We start from the raw sequence: 21,316 nt of genomic DNA on the forward strand, positions 1-21,316 counted from the left end.
CCTGTTAAAATTATTTTACTACCAAAACTCCAACAAAATCAACAATTCAAATAAAATCAACATCTCCCTCCACCTCCCTCCTCAACGCTTCCACAATCGCCTCTTGATATCCCGCTTTTTTCCGCCGCAACATTTCTTGTTTTACTGGCTGCAAGTCACGAAGCGTGACCGATTGCAATTTCGCTAAGCGCTCGTCCGGCAACGGAACGGTCGGTTTTGTTACTAAATAATCGGCACGGTTGTAATGCCAAAGCCGCACCGATTGCCCGTACCGCTCGACAAGGCGCTGAGCCATTTTTAATCCTTCTGGGTCAAAATCGCCCGAATAATAAAGAATGACTCCTTCTTTTACAAGCAAATCAAGCAGCCACATCGTCGCTAAATTGAGCTGACCGTTTGTGCTAATGAGCGGCACGTTCGTATCTAATAGCGTCGAAAACACGCCCGCATTTTCGACGACAAAGACGGTGTTGCCAATGGACGGATACGCCCGTGTCAATGGCATTACTTCCCGAAGCGGTATGTTAAGCGCGGTGTTCGTTTCACACGCAGCGGCCCATACAAGATGGCGTCCGCTCTCTGTTTCTGCCATCACGCCGGCGCACGTGACAAAGTTCAGCACATCTTCCCGCAACAGCCGATACGACTGCAATAATTCGTTCACCTCTTCGACCGATGATATGTCGTAATCTTTTTCCGCGTAAAATTGCAGCGCCGAAAGCAATAACTTCCCCGCAAGCGTATGCAAATCAAACACATGCGGGTCGTTCGCCACTTGTTGCGCAAACACTGGTAGACGCACGTACGTGGACGGAAGCTGTTCAAGCGCGCGGCAAACGACGGAAATTGCTGTTTCTAGCGCTTGAGGATTTTGCTGATAAGTTAATTGCACAAACCGCTGCTTCTCAACCGCCATCAGCCAATCGCGCTGTGCTCGATACGTATTCATAAGCCGCGCAAAGTATGCTTCTTTTTCCCGCTCTATTTCTCGTTGTTGCTCTTTTTTCGTCACAAGCGGTTCGCCAAAATAATGCGACAGCAGCTCGACAAGAGAAATGCCGGCAAACCGTGTATTTTGGAGCTGTTTTTCAAAAGCGGCGAGCGATACGCGACTCATTTCTTTGCCAAAAAATGAATCAATCGCTTCCTTTTCCTCACTGGAAAAGTCATAAAGCGAAATCGTACCGCCAATGCGGCCAAGCGATTCGTATTTCTTTTTCATTTCGCAAAAAAGGCGGTGAAACGAACGTTCACCGCGAAAAAATTGCACCGCCTCATCTAATCGGCTCAATGAGCTCACCCTTTCTTGCTAGTTCATCCTCGGTGACAAGCTGCTTTACTTTTCCGTTCCAATAATAGCGAATGACCGTCACGAACGAAGCGTTTTTCGGACGAACGAGTTCACAAATCGATAGCGCCGGAACTGTATCGTAATCGCCCCAAAGCGCCTGCGAGTTCATCACATAATTAAACCCAAGTTGTTCGACAAGCCCGAACATGTTGCGAATATTATTTTCGTCTACCCCCGCGAACGCTTCATCAAGCGAAATAATGTACGGTGCATCTTCTGCCGCTTCTTGATAGCGCGAATACGTCGCGGCAAATAACGGAATATACATCGCCATCGCTTTCTCCCCGCCGCTAAATTGATAGAAACGTTGGTTCGTCAACTCCCGTTTCGGTTCGTTCGTCTTTTGGTAATAAAGCGTAAATGAAAACCACTTCCGATAGTCCAACACTTCTTTAATAATTTGGTGCAACGTATTGCCTTGACCGCGCTCTTCTAACAACTCGCGTGCACGGTTAATTTTTGAGCGGAAATGTTTCGTCACCCGCTGCAAATCTTCCTCTTTCAATAGCCGCGAGTTCATTCGCAACAACTCGACAAGCTCTTTCGTATCCATCTCCTCTTCTGTTTCCGCTGTGCGCGGCTTCCATTGAATGAACAACACAAGGCCGGAAGACGTATCGAGCTGTTGCATCAACTCATTCATATCTTTTACCCAACGTTCCGCCCGTTGGATACGGCTGCGCAAAATCCGCCCGATTGTTTTTAAAATAATTTCTTCATACAATTCGCGGTCTTGCTCTTTCATATATTCGCGCTGCAAGAAAATGTCGTGCTCGATTTCGTTCCATACGTAAAACGGCGATACGCGCTGCCCTTTATAATCAAGCAAAAGCACGATACGGTCTTGTTTTTCTCTCCATCCAGCGACTTTTAATTCCATTTCTTCGTCTAGCTCGATATCAGTAAACGGATTTGTTTCCTCCGCCACAACCGGTTCTTGGTTGAGCCGGTATTCTGTTAAATTGGCTGATTCTTGGAAAAAGACGCTATTTAACCGATTCACAAGCGACGTTCTCGTTTCTTTTAACAGCGCCCCATATCGCTGAATCGCCTCTTTCGCCTGTTCGAACGTATCATGGGCATGCAGGTCAACAAGTTCAAGGGCGACCTCTCGCTCAAACGACCGCTTCCACGCCTCCGCTAACCGCTTAGCGAACGCTTCTTTCACCACCAACTGTTCGCATTTTTCGCCAATAGCTTTTAGCTCATGCTCTAGCGCGATACGCTCGTTCAGTTTCGCTGGCATTTCCTGCTGCAAAAACGCCAATCGGTCGCGAACGCGCTGAATTTCTGCTTGAATTTCTTCTGCGCCCATTAGTTGTAGCGTCCGTTCGATTTCTTGTCGCTTCAAATCTAGTTTTTGCTGCTCTTTCGCTAGCACATTTCGTTCGCCTTTTGTTTCATCGATTTCTTGCTGCAACGTTTCTAACTGCTCCGTGAGACGATCAATGGTGTCGAGCACATGAGTAAGTGCTTGATGGGTAAGCTCAAGTTCATGCAGACGCCGCATATACGATTTCATAAAGAGAAGCGCCTGTTCATATCCGTCTTTGGAAAATTCTAAATCGAGCCCTTCTGTTTGTTCACGCAACGTTTGTTTTGCTTGTTGCCAGTCGCGGGCTAGTTGGGCAAGCTTCTCGTTTTTCCGCTCCCATTCTTGTTGCTTGCTTATAATGTGCCGCTTCGTTTTCTCCCGTTCTTCAAAAGCCGCACGCATGTCGCGGTCGGTTGGAAAGGCGCGAAACCAGCTTTTCATTTGCTCAATTGCCTGATCGAGCTGCTTGAGCATTTCAGTTTGCTCGTGCAGATGAGCACGAAGCTCAATTAATTCCGCTTCGAGTGCAGCGATTTTTTCTAACCGCCAGCGCTTGCGGGCAGTCCGCCCAATAAACAGCGCTTTTTCCCGCATCGGTGCGTGCCCTTTGACTAATCCGAGCGTATAATAGCCCGCTTCATTGAGCACAAACGCTCCGTCCATTTCTCCATCGGCAAGAACGATGCTCTGGAGCACTTCTTCGATGCGCGCTTTTGAAACCCCACACTCTTCATCTACGTCCGGCTGTAAATAGTCTGCTAATGTATGCGCCATTTCGACTGGGCGTGGGACAATCACTCGGTCACAACTTACTTCGACATCGGTTTCCGTAATCAACGCATCGAGCAGCCCAGCGTGATATAGCGCGGATTCAATCCGCTCCCGAAGCGGCTCTGGCACATGGTCTTGAAATTCCACTCCTACATAAAACGGCACGAAGGCAATACCTTTTTCGTTTAACTCCGCTCGCGCCGCTATCGTTTGTTCATCGCGCGCTAGCTCTGGGTCTTTTTGCGTCTTCCATTGTTGCCATTCGGCTTCTTTTGTGGCAATCTTCTCTTCAAGTAAAGTGCACGCATGCCTTTGCTTCATTTTTTCTTCGTTTTTTCGATTGAGCGCTTCGTAATACGCCTCCGCAAACGGTTGTTTCATTTCGTCGACATGATACGTTTCGTATAGTTCGTGCAGACGCTGTAAAAACAGTTGGACAGATGCTTCCGGTACCGAAACGTCCCGACATTGTTCCAGCCAATGAAATACTTCTTGTTGGAAACGGGATTTTTCTGTTTCTAGCATTTCCAGCCATTTCGCTTCTTCATGGCGCAATTCGTCTACTTCCCGCTGCAGATCGCCTACCTCTTTACTCGTCTCTTCATAGCGCGCCTTCATCTCGTCATGGCGGCGCCAAAACGTGAGAACTTGTTCTAGTTTCTCAACATACACCTGTCCCTCGCGCTTCCATACGGTAAAGTCAAAATTCGCCTGTCTATGGCGGGAAAAATCAGCTTCATTAAGGTCATGGGCATGGAATGAACTTTCTATTGCATCTTGGCGTAACTCCTCTAACTGTTCGTTGATCTGTTTTTCCGTTCCATATCGCTTGTCATTGCTTTCTTCTAGTTGGCGCTTATAACGGCGTTCCAATTGCTCTTTTTCGTCGACTTGCCGCAACAGTTTTTGTTGCTTTTCGTGGATGTCTCGTATTTCTTGCTGGACGCGCTCGTATTGTTTCGCTGCTTGAAACACTTCATGGCTCGCTAACTCTAATTCTCGCTGATGCAATACGTCCTGCTCGTTCGCAAGCGTTTGAATGTATTCGCTCAAATCAGCAAGGTGCGTTTGTTTTTCTGCTTCCTCTGTAAGCCATTGTTTTCCTTCTTCTGCTAGCCGCTTCACATGTTTGTCTGCCTTCATCCATTCGCTTGCTTTTTCGGCCATCATATATTCGTTATACGCGCGGTATTGGGAACAAAGCCGTTTTAACGATTGCTCATCCCGCTCGAGCTGCTCAAGTTGTTGCTTCGTTTGGTCCATATTTTCAATCGTTTCCGATAAATGGCGCAACTCTTCATCCGTCAGCGCCGGAAGCGAGCTTTCTAAAATTTCATAAATAACGGTTGGCTTAAAGTCTTTCGATAGCTTCGGACTGCGCAATTGAATCAATAGCTCAATTAATTCTTGAAACGCCTCCATCGATTCAAAGCGGAAGACGTGTTTATTGACGAGCTCCATATATTCTTTTTGCGAATCGACGACCGTTCCGCCGTTGCCAAGCAGATTGGCTAATTCGCGTTTCGTGAGCGGAATTTTTTCTGTTCCGCTTGCCGACTTCTCCGTTTTATATAAAAATAAATCACGGCCGATGCGGCGGTTATCAAAAATGACGAACCCCCAAAAATCCATATTTTTTTGCCGTTTTGCCCGCAAGCCGATGCCCGTTGTCACGTATTGGTCCGTCTGTTGGCGTTTATATTCTAAAAACAAATAGCCTGTCCGCTCATCGCGGTCGACAATTTCCTTTTCGCCAAGCAAGTAATCTTCCATTCTCCGTGCCCGTGAACCGAACGGATCGAGCCGGTCCGGCGTTTTTTTTCCATCCAACAAGACAGGAAGCAAGCTTTGCATCGTCACCGATTTGCCAGAGCCGTTCGTGCCGCGAAGCAGCAGCTTGCCGTCCGCAAACTCAAAATATTGCTCATCGTAATACCAAAAATTGATGAACCCAGCGCGATGAAGCACCCACTTATTCGTCATCATCGTCTCTTCCTTTCATTATAAAATCGTCTGGATATCGACCGACAAGCCGTCCAAGTAGCGGGTAAAGCACGACCATCCCCGTTTCCTGTTCATGCTCTGCCATCTTCCATTCTTTTAAAGCAGCGAGCAGCTCAGACGAGAGTTGTGCCATCGTCATTTCACGATACGTTTTGCTCCAGCCTTCGCCAAATTGCTCAATGCATTGGTGAAGCAACTGATGAAAATCGGACATCGTCACGTGGATTTGTCCGTATTCATCCGGTGGATAGTTGTCCAAATGAGCGCGTACGACAGTGGCGAAATGAAGGATGATATCCGACGTCCCTTTTTGGTCTGGAAACAATGTATACACATGTTGCCGTTCTGGAATCGTCAGCAACGCTGCGTTTTTATATAATTCATAGCGAAAATCGGTATGTGCCTCGATATCGTCACGCAACCGATGGCGGAAGTTGCGCAAATAATAAAAGTTTGGGTCGTCTTTCTGCCGGCGGTACACGACAGGCGATAAAAAGAGCTGCCGATAAATTGAGTGGCGTCGGTAGTCGTCCGGCGCTGCTTTCCATTCTTCTTCAAGCAGCTGCTCGATCGTTTCATATTGAATAAAATCTTTCGGGTACGAGCGCATAAAATAACGGGACAATACAGGGACTTCATACAACGCTTCTCCGTCTTCTTGATTCGCAAACGCCTCGAGTTCCCCGTCGACGTGATGTACAATCCCAATTTGCTCGGCTGTTTTCAAGACGCGAATAAGGGCGCGCCGATGTTGATAATTCGTCCAGTCAAGCGCCGTTTCTCCTGGATACATCGCTTTTATTTCTTCGCATACGTCAGACAATAAAAATTTTTCTTCGACCGCTTTTCCTTCTAAGTACGCAAGCAAACAACAAAATAAGGCGTAATCCAACGGTTCTTGAAACGATTCAATTCCCATCCATGCTTCCGGCTCTGCCGGTATTTTTTCGAGCTTGGCAAAATAGCGATGTACAATTAACCGATAGCCGAATTTTTCTTGCACATACCGCTTCAGCACTTTTTCCCGTTCGCGTATTTTTTGAAAAAGTTCCGGTTCTTTTTCACGGACAATCCAAAAATGTTCAAACAACGCGGTTAACGCTTCTTTTGCTTTCTCATCAAACTCTTTTTCCATTCTTTCTCTTCTCCTAATCTAGCAAATGGATTTCGTAATTTGGCATCATTAGCGTGCCGTCTTCTGCTTTCAGTACAATCGTTCCTTCACGTTGGACAACTTTCACTTTCCACCCGTTTTCCGTTTGTACAATCCGGTCTTCTCGCCCCATCGCTTTCGCAATCCATCCGAGCAACGTCTTGCGGATGTGCGAAGCAACGACCGGGAGTTCCCGAAGTATGATTTTCCCGTCGTTTATGAGTTGTTCCAGCTGCTCTTCTTCTTGTTGCTTCGCTACTAAGTAGGCGATCATCGTTTCCTCTTTTTCTTTTCGCCTATCGATCATTGCTTCTGGCTTTTTCTTTTCTCGGTAGTGGCGAACACGCGGTTTTACGAGCCATTCTGCCGGCTGTTCCTCCCAAATATCGCGGTACATGTTCTCCGTTGCATCGTTTTCGGCAACGATGTGTTTTGTATGGAAACAGCCGAATACAACCGCTGACAGTTTATGCGCTTCTTCTACCGTTTCCAATGACGAAAACCATTTTGCTAAATGTAAATAGTCTTTCTTTCGGCTGCGAAAATGATGATGGCGCTCTCCTAACCGCTGGACGACGCGCGTCATTCGCCGAATGGCTTCGTTCGTCTGCTTTTGTAAAAACGACAGTTCGCTTTCGTGTCCGTTTCGCCCTAAAAACCATTCTTTTAAACTGCGCCACGTGTCTAGCTTCTCTTCCGTTAGCTGTTCACGCGAAAAAACTGCGCCTTCAAAGCGTGGGATGGCTAATTGGTAGGCAACGACCTCGTCAATAAAACGCCCCACTTCCTCGTCTGGCAAATCTTCGAGCAGTTTTTCAATTTGCATCGATGTTTTTTGTAATGCGACGATAAAATCGCGCAAATAGGCGGTAAATTGCTCTTTATACACGAGAAACGAATCAGACATCATTCGTTCTTCCATGTTTTCTCCGTTTAAATAGGCGATGTAATCGGCAGAATTTTGAATGATTTTTTTAAAATAATCGAACGTTTCTTCCCACACTTGATTCATTTCCTCTCGTTTTTCGACAAATCCAGCGTGAATAATCGATTCCATTCGGACAAGTGATGCATACAGGCGATCAAATCGTGTTTTTTCGAGCGAGCCGCCAAACGTATCCCCTAGCTGCTCAAGCGTGCGAATCATTCGTTCGATTTCGACCGTATACGGGCTGCATTGGTACCGAAACCGTTTCTTCTTAAATTCTTCGATCGTCCGAATATGACCCGTTTCTTGCCTAGCAATTAAGTTTTTCCATTTCACGAGCTGCTCTAAGTCTTGTTGCAGCTCTTCTTCTGTATAATCTTGAAATTCATCGAATTGTTTTAAAAAAGCGTACACTTCTTCTGGGAACAAATATTGGCGCATTCGCTCGTGCTGTGTGTAAAAATAGCGCAAAATCGCACGGTACCGGTACGCGTTGTCTACTACTAAATATTTCGCCTCTGTAATCGGCTTTAGCCATGACGTATCCATCTTTCGCTCCCCTTATTCCATCGTTCGTCTACTATTATATATTGTAATCGATCATGTACCGATTCTCTACTAAAACATCAATGGGAAAATGTGCTCGCCCCGTACATGGGCATCGCGCCCAAAAAAATGAAAATGTTCGCTAGCCATCCGCTGTCGATTCGTGTAAAATGGAAACGAAAAGGAGGTGAACGAAATGGTGGAACAGTTGCTTTATGAAATTCTTCATGAAGTCAAAGCAACCCGCGAAAAAGTCGAATCGCTGGAAAAACGAGTGGATGTGCTAGAAAAAGAAGTGTCTTCCTTACGCCAACAAGTCCAAGCACTTGATGGAAAAGTCCAAGCACTTGATGGAAAAGTCCAAGCACTTGATGGAAAAGTCCAAGCACTTGACGAAAAAGTGCAACTACTCGACGAAAGAACGCTCGAAACGAAGGCGATTTGTGAAGCGGTTCGTCATGGTCAAGAGGTGCTCGCCGCAAAATACGATGCACTCGCACTCGATGTCCACAACATGCAAGGAAACATCACCCGCTTAACTAACATACTCGAAGAGAAAGTACTCCCTGCCCTCACCGACCACGAATCGAGCATCCAAGTATTAAACAACCGTGTATTTAAAGTAGAAAGCACGTTACAAAAGCTTGTACACCTATAAAAATAAAGCGGCATTGTCCGGGAGGCAATGCCGCTTTATCCTTATCGTTTATTGATCTCTTCAAGCAATAGCTTATTGACAAGCGGTGGGTTGGCTTGTCCTTTTGTTGCTTTCATAATTTGACCGACTAAGAAGCCAATCGCACGGTCTTTTCCGTTTTTGAAGTCTTCGATCGATTGTGGATTCGCATCGAGCACTTCGAGCACAATGTTGCGCAACGTCGCTTCGTCAGAAATTTGCACAAGCCCTTGGTCTTTGACGATTTGTTCCGGATCGCCGCCTTTTTCCACAAGTTCTTTAAAGATTTTCTTCGCAATTTTTGACGAAATCGTGCCGTTTTGAATAAGTTTAATCATGCTTGCAAGACTTTTTGGCGTTAAAGCAATGTCGGGCGAACAGTGCCAGGCACTGTTCGCCCACAACATCCCCCTTGACCATTCTGTTTCCTCACCACATGTGACATCAGCTTAACCGCTCAAATCCATCGATATTTCCAATCATTTTCATTCACTGATCAATGAAGAACGCTGATCACGGCAACAGCAAACGATAAACCAAGGTACGAAGCCCAATCTGTAAAAAACATCATCCATGTGCTCATTTTCTTATAAAAACATTACATTGAGCCATTAATATGAAACACAGCACGGATATCGCCATCGCTCCTTTCGCTAATGCCAGCTAAAAGCAACATCACCACCCAATTTTCTATATATAGGAGGAGAATGAACATGGGAGAGTATATGTTAGAGACCCATCATGTAAGCAAAGCGTTTGGGAAACAACTCGTCGTAGATGATGTATCCATTAAAGTCAAGAAACAGACGGTTTATGGATTGCTCGGACCAAATGGAGCCGGAAAGTCAACCCTTTTAAAAATGCTGACAGGGCTTTTGCGTCCTACGAAAGGGGAAATCATGATCAACGGCCATCCTTGGAGCAGAAAAGACTTAAAAGATATCGGTGTGCTGATCGAATCCCCTGCTCTTTACGGCAATCTAACGGCTCATGAAAACTTGCTTGTTCACGCTAAATTGCTTCATTTGCCTGAGTCGCGGATCCAAGAAGTTTTGAACATCGTCGGCTTAGAAAATACAGGGAAAAAGAAAGCATCTCAATTTTCCCTCGGAATGAAACAGCGATTAGGAATTGCCAAAGCACTTTTAAACCATCCAAAGCTGCTCATTCTCGACGAACCAACAAACGGCCTGGACCCATTAGGCATACAGGACTTGCGAAAACTCATTCAATCGTTTACCGAAAACGGGATCACCGTCATTCTATCGAGCCATATTTTGTCCGAAGTTAAGCAATTAGCCGATTATATTGGCATTATCCAAAACGGAAAACTCAGGTACGAAGGGAAAATAGACGAAAGCCAAGATCTCGAAAAACTCTTTGTCGATGTAGTGAACGAGTAATGAAGGAGGATGGAAATCATGCTCAATATGTTCGAGTCAGAACATTTAAAATATAAGCGGACGTTTGCGAAAAAACTTGTATTCATCGCTCCGCTTTTCTTTGTCCTGTACGCCATCATCACCATGCCAACTATAAATTCCACACACAATTATTTTGAATATGCCATATTTAATTGGTGGCCATTGATTTTTGTTCCGATTGGAACAGCCTTGATCGCTTCCTTGTCAACGGTAAGGGAGAAAAAGTCAGGAAACGATAAAGTGTTGCGTTGTCACGACATTAGCATCGTGCGTCTATGGTGGAGCAAAATCACCGTCATCGCCTATTACATGTTGCTCTCAACAATAGAGCTGATCATCTTACTTGTTTTATTGAAATGGCTTTTTCCCAACAGCCTCTCATCAGCTACGGTCGCCGTATTCGCCAGCTTGGTCATTTGGTTGACTTCTTTAGCCTATATCCCGATCGGATTATTTGTGGCCGAGCGGTTCGGGATGGTAGTCTCGATCATTGTCAGTGTCATTGGCCTCGCCTTAGGGGTAGTCATGGCCGCACAACCGTATTGGCTGTTCATCCCATGGAGCTGGGGAATGAGGATGATGTGCCCGATCGTCGGGGTTCATCCGAACGGTGTTCCTTTGGAAAAAGGGAGTCCGCTATTGGATCCTTCTGTCATTCCAATAGGCCTGGCGATCGCCCTTGTCATGTTTCTATTGTTATCTTTTTTAACCGCCGTTTGGTTTGCGCGAAAGGAAGTGTATTGACATGTCGTTTCTTCGCCTTCTGTCATCCGAATGGATAAAAACAAAACGCACAGCGATTCGGATGATGGTCATCATCACGCCAATCATTTATTCTCTCTTTATGGTATGGTATTTTTCGCACTACCGTACCTCTACGTTTTGGCAGATGAAAATCTATCAAGGATTTTTTGAAGTAATGGCCGTTTCCTTACCGATCATTATCTCCCTACTGACTGGGCTGATGTCCTATCAAGAAGAAAAAGCAGGAAGTTTCATGAACATCTTGACCGGTCCTATATCCAAAGTTCAATGGTATGTTGGCAAACTCACGCTGCTCATCTTTATTGCATGCGCGGACATCTTGCTAGCGACGATTCTCATGCTCTTTGGAATGAAATACGTACTCAAAGTGGCGCACATTCATTATCAGTTATTTTTGCAAGGAGCCATGCTCTCCATCGTGGGCTCACTCATCCTTTTTTCTTTGCATCTGTTCATCAGCTTTGCCTTTGGAATGGGAGCCTCGATCGCAGTAGGAAGCGGCGGATTTCTCATTTCTGCCCTGATTGGCGCAACTTCCTTAGGTGATCACGTATGGAGCTATATTCCTTGGGCTTGGGCTGTTCGTCTCTCACAATTTCCGATTCTTATGATGCCCGAAGTAAAGCAAACCTTGGGGGCGCAGTTATTAAGTTCCTTTTCGCTATCATTATGGGAAGGAATAGCCTATGCCCTTCTAAGCTTCATCATCGTCACCATCATCGGTTCGATCTGGTTTCATCGTTGGGAAGGAAATCAACCACATGAATGAAAGTTCACTGCTCCCTCTCAATGGGATGGTAAAAAAGGAGGTTTCAGAGTAACGATGAAAAACTCTATCTTACTCCTCATGTTGATTGGAATCCTCTTTATAGGAGGTTGTTCACTTGTCAGTAACTTAAAAAAGACAGCCACACAAAATATGGAGATCGATCGGAAATTACCAAAATACGAGTTGAACAAAGAAAATTTGCAAGAAATTCACTATCAAGGCCGAACGTACATGATTCAAGCAGCAAAAGTCGATCGGAATCAATTGAACAAACCGATCGGGAAAGTAGCGGAGACGATTACCATCAATGAGCATCATCAAATCTTGAGTAAAAAAGAGCTACGAAAGATCGAAGTCATTCCCGATCAAACGGATGAAAAACGAACTCACTTGAACTTTGGCTGGGTATACAGCATCAAAGGCGTAAACCCAGATGAAGAAGTAGCTGTTACGGTGAACCACCAATTTTTGATTGCTAAAAGAAAATAAAGGCTTAGAGACTGTCAGCTAGGGAAAGAGAAATTCCTCCCTAGCTGCATTCTCCACTCTCGATAACGGCGGAAAGCCCATAAGATTGGATGATTAATCAGATAGCTCCTTAATATAAAATTCAACCGTCGCTCCACCTTTTTCATTGTTGTAGGCCCAAATTTCACCGCCATGATGATTCACAATTCTTTTAGCAATATACAGTCCTAATCCAACATGATTTTTATACTGCTTATCCTGGTAAAAAGGCTGGAACAACAAAGACGTATCGTTTTCTTTAAATCCCGTTCCTGTATCTGAACAGCGAAAATAGATTTTACGCTCATTCCCCTCTTTTTCATCATGTACTTCCAACTTAATTTCTCCGCTTTTTGTAAACCTCAGGCTGTTGTATAAAATATTGTCCAACACTCTCATTAACATCGCTTCATCAAGTATGTAAGATGATTTTTGCAAATTCACATCAAAGCAAATGTTTATCGATTTTTGATGGTAAACCATTGTTGAGATCTCTAGTTTTTTCTCCTCAAGGATTTGCCTTACATCCACTTCTTTTCCATTCAATGAGAAGTGGTCATTCTCCACTTTATAGAGCAACGACAAATTATCTGTCAACATGGTCATCTTCCCACAGTTTTTGCGAATAATCTCTAAATGGGGAGTGACATCAAAGTGGTCCAACTTTCTCAAATCTTGAATCAAATCAATTTGTCCTTGGATGACCGTTAACGGGGTTCTGATATCATGTGCGATCGATGATACCATCATTTTTCGTTCGTCATCGGTCTTTGCTAAACGTTCCACCATTTCTTTCAGTGCACTGATCATGGTATTAAAGGAATCCTGGATCTTGATAAACTCTTTTCTTTTCAACCCCGAGACTTGAAAATCAAAATTCCCGCTTGCAATGTGATCAGAAGCCTGGAGCAACAATTTGACATTATGAAACAATGATTTGTACAGCCTAGATGTAAAGAAAATCAAATAGACAATAAAAAAGATCAACGGAGAAATAAACATCACAGCATAAATCAACACGGCTTCCAAGCGATTTTGATTGTTAATGATGAACCCAAAAGGCGCTTTCAACACATATACCGCCTGAATGGCGTTATCATGCTTCAGGGGAATGAACCGATACACATAGCTTCCTTTTACAATCTCACGGTTGATCGATTGACTAATATCTACTTGATCGTCTATAATTTCTCGATCACCATACAGATGCTTACCGCTGATGTCTACAACTTCTCCCTGTATCTTTTCACTGTAACGATGAATGGGAATTAATCTCCCCTTGAAAATCGCCTCTTCGTTTTCTTTCACCTTTTTTTCAATCAAATCCAAATCCTTCACGAAATAATTGGTCGGTTTCACCACATCGTTCGTGGTTAATGTCATAATCAAATAGATTACGCATAAATAGGTAACGGCCGAAGAGATCACTGTTGCCAACACTACCTTCACAACCAACAAGTAAAAATCTCGTTTGATTGTTTTATCGTTTTTCATTGCTCACATCCCATTTATAGCCGAGCCCATATAATGTTTGAATATAAGAGGTTTCTGGATCGACGTCCTTGATTTTTTTTCGAATATTTTTGATGCTTTCTGTAACCGTGTCTAACTGGCTGTCGGAGTCAATCCCCCATACTCGTTCAAAGATTCTTTCTTTGGAGAAAACGACCTTTTTATTGAGCATCAACAACTTCACAATCTCATATTCTTTTTTTGTTAACGGTAATTTCTTTCCTTTACAAAAGACTTCATTAGCCAAAAGATCAATCGTAATATTTTTAGAACTCAAAAGATATCTCTCGTTTGAACGAATCCGTTCTTCCCTTCTTAAATGAGAATCAATTCTCGCCTTTAACTCCTTTAAGCTGAACGGCTTGGTGATGTAGTCATCCCCACCGATCGCCAGAGCTTGAACCTTATCTTCCTCCAGCGTTTTAGCACTAACAAATACAATAGGGTAATCAACCCGATCACGAATGATTGTACACAGCTCCATTCCGTCAATTCCTTCCATCATGATATCCAACACAATCAAATCAAAATCGTCGTTTATCATCTTCAACGCTTCTACACCGCTGTGGACCGTTTCTACCTGATAATGATGAAGCTCCAAATATTGTTTAATGGTGCAGCAAATATCTTCATCATCATCAACGACCAAAATTTTCTTGTTATTCATCTTTTGATCCCCCATACAGTTGAATCGCATTTTAACCTATTCCATCCCCATATCATGGGGTAATCTCATAACACCGTTGCGTTGTTCATAGGTGCAATGTGAAGCTTTACTCTTTGTTGCTTTTTACTAAAAAATGCGCACGTCTTGAGTGACGCCCGGGTGAAAGACACCTCTTGTCTATGAACCTTTTCCAACATATTTGATCGATGACCGGTTGATCGAACAACACCCTTTTTAGGGAGTTGTTCGACCGATCGGTACGCCAAGGTATGATGGAGCCCCCTCTGCGGCTTGCCTCTAACCATCGATCAGTCGGCTTTTCCATTGTATATAAACAACATTTAAACTTCAGATAATAAAAATGCACAATCCCAAGGCGTTTTTTTCGAGTTTTGTATAGCTAATATCGTCAATAAAATTCCCGCTGTTCCATCGATTAGTCCCACATAATCATAATATTTCGTGCTTCCTTCGCTCTCCTCAATATTTTTAAAGCCAAAAGGGAATTCCTCATTATAAAATTTTATTATATCATCGACTAATTTGCAGGCGGCTTCCTTAAAATCGCTGATATTCGTTTCTTCATAAAATCTGTTGCATATATACGCAACTCCCGATAAACCATGACAGAAGGAAGGAGAAAAAATGTTGTAAAGCCGTTTGCTTGCCAGTTTCATTCCGCTGACAGCACAATCAATGTATGATTGATTATTTAGAGTTTTACCTGCTATAAGTAACGAATAAGCAACACCAGGCGTGCCATAACACCAGGCATCCCTTGTATCTTTGTTTAGGACAGAGCCATTTTTGTATTCCTCTAGAGAAATATGAGTCCCCCAATAAGAGCCATTTTCATCTTTAATTTGAAACTTCATAAGAAAATCAGCTATTCTTTGAATGCATTCATCTTGCCCATCTACGTAAATATTCAGTTTTTTAGCATTGCACAAGACAATGAGTAAAGCAGGTATACCGTGAGACAACCCAATGTTAAAGAAACCCGATGGCCATTTTCTCCTTTCAGTGTCTGAAAAAGCATTCTTTGGGGGAATATACCAGCCAGGAACGTTGATATCCTCCATTTGTTTATCTTGAGATAAATCTATAATGTATTTTAAGATTAACGTAATACTTTTTTTCATCTCTTGCGGAAATAATAGGCAGTAGCTCGCTATACCCGCTACTCCCGAAATAGCATCGTAATCGTCCATATTCGGATACGGTTTCTGTTTCAAATACTCGATCATTTCTCCGATTCTTTCTTCGATGGCTTGATTAATCGTTGAGATAAAGTTTTGATACCTTTTTCCTCCCTTGGATAAACATACTGCAGCAAGGCCGATCCCTGCCAATCCGGTAAACATGGATAAAGAAGGGAAGCCGTGTTGATTCATTTGTTCACCGATTTTTTTGATGTATTGATGCCCTAATAAATCCCAACCTTCATCCGGATATTGTTCGCCCAATTCGCCGTACAGCGCACATAAGGCTGGTAACCCATGGCTTAAACTTAACTCATTAAACGGATTTATCGTCTTGTTTCCAATTTTAATATAATTACTTGGGTGATTGACGATTCGCTTCATATTCTCATAATCCGACAATTTTTTCGCAAGATTACAAACCAGCGCTTTCATTGAGATGCTCATACTCCTCCTCGTTTTTCAAAGCTTCCAATTCATACATTCTTCTGTATAACTCATTCGTAGCTAACAATTCCCAATGCGTACCTATACCGACAATTTCACCATCATTCATTACTACGATTTTATCGGCAAGCTTAGCTGTTGATAGACGATGTGAGATAAAGATACCAATTTTATCTTTTGTCATATTGATAAACATATCAATGACTTCTTTCTCGGAAATGGGATCCAGTGCCGAGCTAGGTTCATCCAATATATATACGGATGCATCCCGAAATAACGCCCTAGCAATCGCTACTTTTTGCCACTGTCCTCCCGAAAGCTGAACACCGTCGACAAACCATAAACCAAGCTGAGTATCTAAATCCTCGATAAAATTTACTCTCGCCCTCTCCATGGCTTGTTTTAATTCTCCGTCACGATCAATGCGCGTAATATCGCCAAACCCCACGTTTTCCCTTAATTTCAATTCATACTTCACAAAATCTTGGAACAACACGGCAATGTTTTTTCTCAATTGTTCCGTATCCAAATCATTGATGGACACACCATTATAAAAAATGCTATCCTCATCGTGTTCATACAATTTCAATAAAAGTTTTATAAGGGTGCTTTTTCCTGATCCATTTGCACCGACGATGGCTATTCTTTCCCCTTTGTTGATGTCGAGGTTAATATTTTTCAATACTACTTTTGGATTCGTTGGATAACGAAACGTTAAATTTCTTATCTTAATATTTTCGATTTTGTCTATCCCTGATACGAATCGATCTCCTTTGTCCAATACTTCTTCGTCTAACCCCAAAAATTCAAACAGTTGGTTGATATATAAATTGTTTTTATACAGGGAATGGATGATATTCAATATTTTCTTAGAGTTGCTAGAAATTAAGTTCAAGGCCTGAATAAGCCCTACGACGTGACCTATAAGGATTTCACCTGCCAACGCCGAAATGATGATGATAACAAGTACGGTATTGATACATATTTGTTCAACGAGCTCAAAAATAAATGTAAAAACCGTTCTTCTTTTAAAAAGATGGATATCCTGCTCGACGAACGTTTTGTTGATTTCTTTAAATTTGTTCAAAATATAGCCTGCCAAGTTATATATTTTGACTTCTTTGAACGTGTTGTCTCTTGTCATTAGGTAAGACAAATACCATGATTTCCTTTTTTCCGGTGCACGCAACCAACTAACATTAAACTCTCTTTGGCCAATCTTGAAAAAATAAAAAGAAAAAACGAGTGGTATGAAGATTAATATAATCAACACCCACGGTTTCCAATGGATCAGAATCATCATCGATGAAAAAAAGGTTACAATCGCCGATATTGCACCTAATATGGATAAAAACACTTCAAATGGTTTATACGGCGTTTCATTCTGTACTCTTTGCAACATATCATAAACTTCGGCATCCTCAAAATGCTGTAAAGACAATCTTGTACACTTGTCCATGATTTGCAAATTAAGTTTGTAGTTGATGAGAGTTTGAAACTTATTTTGGTAATATTCCATGAAACTGCTGATGATCTCGCTGAGTAAAACAGCAGAAATATAAAAGATCAATGCCGATATAATAATATGAATATTTTGGGACCCGATTGCATTCAACAAGTTTTGCGAACCGAGCAATGTAACAATCGGTGCGCCTCCCATTAATAAGCTTAAGAAAATAATGATAAAAAAACTTTGTTTGTCGACGTTCTTTATAAGAACAAGCGTCTTGGGAACTATCCTTATTGATTTCACAATATCTTTGATAGTAACGTGATCATCATACTCTTTTATATTCATAACATTTTCAATCCCCGCATGCTAAAATGAGATCTTCTTCCCGTCATAAAAGTTTTTTCACCTGAATACACAAAAGAGAGCTTGTCGAGCTTTTGTTGAAAAAAGTCCAAGTCGTGGGTCCATTATATATCGTCTCCCCAATGCTTGGACAAATGGATAACATCTTTAATTTTTTAACACTAATCCATGAGCTTTAATATACTTTAATGCATATAACGTATGGGCAACTAATGTACGGATTTTCTTTTCAAATTCTCGATCAATGCCGAATAGCCTGTTACAGTGTAAATGAATCACACTGTCTAAAATAGATAATTCAGAAGAAGCTTCGAGACCGTCCTGGATCTTGCTTGCATACTCTTTTATGCTTCTGTTTCTTTGGTTCAAAACGTTTAATAATAACATCCCCTCATCAGTGTCTCTTAACCCTTGCCAATCATTATCCGTATTACAAACTTTCATGTAAACAGATCGATTCTTTTGAAAATCTTCACGATAGTCTTGTTTGTTGACTTGCTGTTGCAAGAAATCCAATTGACTTTCATAATTTAGGCCGAACTGTTCCATATAATGAATGATGGAAACCATTCCGATCACTTCATCGCTAAATTGAATATGTTTCAAACGTTTTAACTTTAATATGTCCTCTACTACTATGCTATCGAAGAAAAATAAGTTTTCTGCAAGATCGATCAATTCTGTTCCACCATAACGCTCAATTTCTCTTTCATAGCAGTCGATGGAAAAACGACTCACCACTCTTTTGTCGATTAACGTTCGCAGCCATTGTTTCATATCCGGATAAATCTGCAGAAGTTTCTCTTCACTGGCATTCAGCCTTAATCTTATATGTTGCTCCGGGTCGGCATACCGTATAAAGAAATACTTTTCAATTTCTCCTTTAGCCAATTTTTCGCGACAATATTCTGAAAGATAAAAGGCGATGAAATCATCTGCTCTAGAATGGACCCCGTACAATTTTAAATAAAGCCAATTTTCAAAAGGCAACTTGACTCTTATATCTGAAAAACTTGGGATATGATTTGATTTTTTCGCTTTGGCATACCATTGACGATTTTCTTGTTTTACTTTCACTAGCGGAATGACCAATTCACAAACATACTCTTTTTCGGCATCATCTTTAACTAAATGAAGATCAGCCTCTTCATAAGAACTTAGAATAATGTTTCCGTATCTATTGTTAAATTCGTGATGAAGAATTCTTAAACAATTTTCATCCTCTGTATTCAACAAAATCCGATTATCTGCAAAAGTCAAATAAACATATTTCGGCACATCGTAATCAGAACAAAATTTTTTAAAGCGTTTTTCAAATTCCGTAAAACTAATTTTGTCGTTTGTTTTAATAATCTTATTGATCACCCATTTTCGCGGTGCTATGACGAAATTTTTGTATTCAATTGCCGGTATGTAAGCATAGTCTTGAAAGATTGTATCCCAAGGGAAATTACACCAAATTTTTTTGCCATCTAAGCTTATATCATACAAAAAACGAATCGCATTCGGGGCATTTTGGGTATTCAACATATTATTCATAGTAATAATCAACTTTTTATTTAGTGTTTTGCTTTTGGCATAAAACATATCGTTCTCTATGCCGATCAAAATATCATTTAAGCTCAATCGATGATATTCATCTTTGCTGTTGTTAGTAAACAACGCAAGTTCGTATTCGCTGTTATGAATATTTCTTGTCACATTGGCATGTCTCGTTTCATTTGGCAAATAAACAAGCTCACAAGTTACATACTCGCCACTATCATTATTCAAGTTCAACATTTCTTTATTTAACGTTTCGAAGAGTTTCTCTTCCCCTTCCATCATATAAGAAAACCTTCCAAAACTTTTCCCCGCATGGGTCGATCCTAAATTAGGACCAATATAGTATTTGAAATGATTGTGCTCAAGATCTTGTTCCGAGTCACATTTTATAATGACGTTAATGTCTAATGAATCCGGGATGCTTTGGTAATCATAATCATCTAGACCCAATTCTTTTATCTCGTCTTCTGTTATTGTTATACTTTTTTTGTCTTTAACCGCCTCGATATATTTATGAAGAAAATATTCTCTTAACTGCTCATCAATCAATTGATGGGGTACACCTACAGCGAGTCTTGCGTTTTTCGGGTTTGTATAATCCATAGGTGCTCCTATACCAAGATCATTATCAAGCATTTCTAGTAAAGGAACTTCTCTGTCCACCCCATATTTTTCGATAAATTCTTGCTTGTACCTCGAAAGTGGAGAATCTGTTTGTTGATAGGTCATCGAAAAAGGTAGAAGTATGTGCATTAGTTCATTTACATCTTTTATCACTTGCTTGTTCAGTTTCTTTTCTTGTAAGTTTAACTTCATATCAACTTGTAACACATTTTTGGTATCGGCTAACTTTTTCATTTTTTTATGTAACTCTTTATATATTTGCTCCCCTTCTCCTAACGGAGTCATGGTATATGTGCGAATCTTTTGTTGAATATCAATTAATTCGTTACTCCACTCTTCTATATGGCTTTCTTTCAATCGCTTTATCAGATAATCAAGCTGATCCATTACTGTTAATGGTGGGCGGAGATTGGAAATTAAAAATTCGTTTTCTATTAGTTGCTTGAGAAAACGTTCAATTTTTTCCTCACTCGTATTTGGAAATTGTTTTATTAATTCTTTTTTTAATGTTTGGTAATGGATCAAGTGACGAGCTAATTCACACGTGATTTTAAAAGGAAGGGTGACTCTGACGCTGATTTCATTGACTCGCTTGTCATCGTCTTTTCGTGTCGAATGTAGTAAATATGCCCGTTCTCCTTTTAAAAATATACTGTCATTCACCGTGAACCATAATTGCTCATATTGTTCTTGTTCCAATTTCTTTACAATCTTCATCAGCCATTCTAAATCTGGCCTAGCAAATTTCTTATATTTATTCGTTCCATATCTTATTGATGTATTTTCATCCGTGTATTCACCAAAGTCTACTCCTGCAAAAAGACCAAATGGCGTTGGTCTCGTGCTAATTCTTATCAAATACTTATAAATGGCTTTGATAAAATAATCGTATTTTTTTATTTCCTTGCCGTTGCAAAAATCAATCATTTTATTATATAAACTTTTACTCGCTACTAAGATACTCTCTCTAAATACAGGGTTATGACAAATTTCCAACAGACGCTCTTTCATTTCTCCCTCAGTCAATTTTTGATCAAAAAATCTTAAATAGTTGTCTACTGATAAAACCGGTGTTCGAATCATAAACGTATCGATGTTTTTAAAGATAAGATCTTTCATAAATCAAGCCTCCAACTCAATGATTCTCAATCTTCCGTAAATTGCGTGACTCTTTTTACAAGATCTGCACCCAATTACAGTGCTGAATTTGTCCTGAACCACGTTGCAAAGTAGGTATGGAGGGACCTGTATTCATGATTTGAGTGATTTCTTCCGAATGTTAACTGTCCTACAG

At 41.5% G+C, this 21,316-nt stretch carries 14 protein-coding genes and 1 pseudogene; 5 read left to right on the forward strand and 10 right to left on the reverse strand.

Features of this window, described 5'->3' with window-relative positions:
- Positions 1–46: 46 nt before the first annotated feature.
- From M4I42_RS08755 to M4I42_RS08770, 4 genes are read right to left on the reverse strand one after another with little or no spacing between them, the layout of a single operon-like run.
- Positions 47–1,291 carry a TIGR02679 family protein gene (locus tag M4I42_RS08755; RefSeq protein WP_268851824.1) on the reverse strand — a complete coding sequence of 415 codons (1,245 nt, stop codon included), beginning with the start codon at positions 1,289–1,291 and terminating at the stop codon, positions 47–49.
- Positions 1,275–5,420: a TIGR02680 family protein gene (locus M4I42_RS08760; RefSeq protein WP_268851825.1), complete on the reverse strand. Its 4,146-nt coding sequence runs from the start codon at positions 5,418–5,420 to the stop codon at positions 1,275–1,277. The genes M4I42_RS08755 and M4I42_RS08760 overlap by 17 nt, the downstream gene beginning before the upstream one ends.
- The gene (locus tag M4I42_RS08765) at positions 5,410–6,576 is read right to left on the reverse strand and encodes a TIGR02678 family protein (protein ID WP_268851826.1); all 1,167 of its coding nucleotides are present in this window, start codon (positions 6,574–6,576) and stop codon (positions 5,410–5,412) included. Before M4I42_RS08765 ends, M4I42_RS08760 begins: the two co-directional genes overlap by 11 nt.
- Before the next feature lie 13 nt (positions 6,577–6,589).
- Positions 6,590–8,071: a TIGR02677 family protein gene (locus M4I42_RS08770; RefSeq protein WP_268851827.1), complete on the reverse strand. Its 1,482-nt coding sequence runs from the start codon at positions 8,069–8,071 to the stop codon at positions 6,590–6,592.
- A gap of 193 nt (positions 8,072–8,264) precedes the next feature.
- On the opposite strand from M4I42_RS08770, the gene M4I42_RS08775 reads away from it, so the two are divergent.
- Positions 8,265–8,726, forward strand: coding sequence for a hypothetical protein (locus M4I42_RS08775; protein WP_268851828.1), 462 nt, complete (start codon positions 8,265–8,267; stop codon positions 8,724–8,726).
- 41 nt (positions 8,727–8,767) lie between these two features.
- Here the strand turns inward: M4I42_RS08775 and M4I42_RS08780 are convergent.
- Positions 8,768–9,115: pseudogene (locus tag M4I42_RS08780) on the reverse strand (Asp-tRNA(Asn)/Glu-tRNA(Gln) amidotransferase subunit GatB); the annotation flags it as partial.
- Positions 9,116–9,457: 342 nt separating this feature from the next.
- Between M4I42_RS08780 and M4I42_RS08785 the strand changes: the two are divergent.
- The 4 genes from M4I42_RS08785 to M4I42_RS08800 are packed head-to-tail and all read left to right on the forward strand — an operon-like array spanning position 9,458 to position 12,191.
- Entirely contained in the window at positions 9,458–10,147 is a 690-nt protein-coding gene (locus M4I42_RS08785) for a lantibiotic protection ABC transporter ATP-binding protein (RefSeq protein WP_008881431.1), read from the forward strand.
- An 18-nt stretch (positions 10,148–10,165) separates the two neighbouring features.
- Positions 10,166–10,912 carry a lantibiotic immunity ABC transporter MutE/EpiE family permease subunit gene (locus M4I42_RS08790; protein WP_268851829.1) on the forward strand — a complete coding sequence of 249 codons (747 nt, stop codon included), beginning with the start codon at positions 10,166–10,168 and terminating at the stop codon, positions 10,910–10,912.
- Position 10,913: 1 nt separating this feature from the next.
- Entirely contained in the window at positions 10,914–11,702 is a 789-nt protein-coding gene (locus M4I42_RS08795; protein ID WP_268851830.1) for a lantibiotic immunity ABC transporter MutG family permease subunit, read from the forward strand.
- Positions 11,703–11,756: 54 nt separating this feature from the next.
- Complete coding sequence (locus tag M4I42_RS08800) at positions 11,757–12,191, forward strand: NisI/SpaI family lantibiotic immunity lipoprotein (RefSeq protein ID WP_268851831.1); 435 nt, start codon at positions 11,757–11,759, stop codon at positions 12,189–12,191.
- A 93-nt stretch (positions 12,192–12,284) separates the two neighbouring features.
- Here the strand turns inward: M4I42_RS08800 and M4I42_RS08805 are convergent, their stop codons facing one another.
- The 5 genes from M4I42_RS08805 to M4I42_RS08825 all read right to left on the reverse strand — a co-directional run bounded on the left by M4I42_RS08805 (position 12,285) and on the right by M4I42_RS08825 (position 21,141).
- The gene (locus tag M4I42_RS08805; protein WP_268851832.1) at positions 12,285–13,703 is read right to left on the reverse strand and encodes a HAMP domain-containing sensor histidine kinase; all 1,419 of its coding nucleotides are present in this window, start codon (positions 13,701–13,703) and stop codon (positions 12,285–12,287) included.
- Complete coding sequence (locus M4I42_RS08810; RefSeq protein ID WP_004888808.1) at positions 13,690–14,388, reverse strand: response regulator transcription factor; 699 nt, start codon at positions 14,386–14,388, stop codon at positions 13,690–13,692. Before M4I42_RS08810 ends, M4I42_RS08805 begins: the two co-directional genes overlap by 14 nt.
- A 341-nt stretch (positions 14,389–14,729) precedes the next feature.
- Complete coding sequence (locus M4I42_RS08815; RefSeq protein ID WP_268851833.1) at positions 14,730–16,025, reverse strand: lanthionine synthetase C family protein; 1,296 nt, start codon at positions 16,023–16,025, stop codon at positions 14,730–14,732.
- Entirely contained in the window at positions 16,006–17,835 is a 1,830-nt protein-coding gene (locus M4I42_RS08820) for an ABC transporter ATP-binding protein (RefSeq protein ID WP_063193647.1), read from the reverse strand. Before M4I42_RS08820 ends, M4I42_RS08815 begins: the two co-directional genes overlap by 20 nt.
- Positions 17,836–18,000: 165 nt before the next feature.
- Positions 18,001–21,141 carry a lantibiotic dehydratase gene (locus M4I42_RS08825; protein WP_014194788.1) on the reverse strand — a complete coding sequence of 1,047 codons (3,141 nt, stop codon included), beginning with the start codon at positions 21,139–21,141 and terminating at the stop codon, positions 18,001–18,003.
- Between the last annotated feature and the right edge of the window lie 175 nt (positions 21,142–21,316).

The organism is Anoxybacillus sp. J5B_2022 (assembly GCF_026847645.1).
Classification (GTDB): domain Bacteria; phylum Bacillota; class Bacilli; order Bacillales; family Anoxybacillaceae; genus Anoxybacteroides.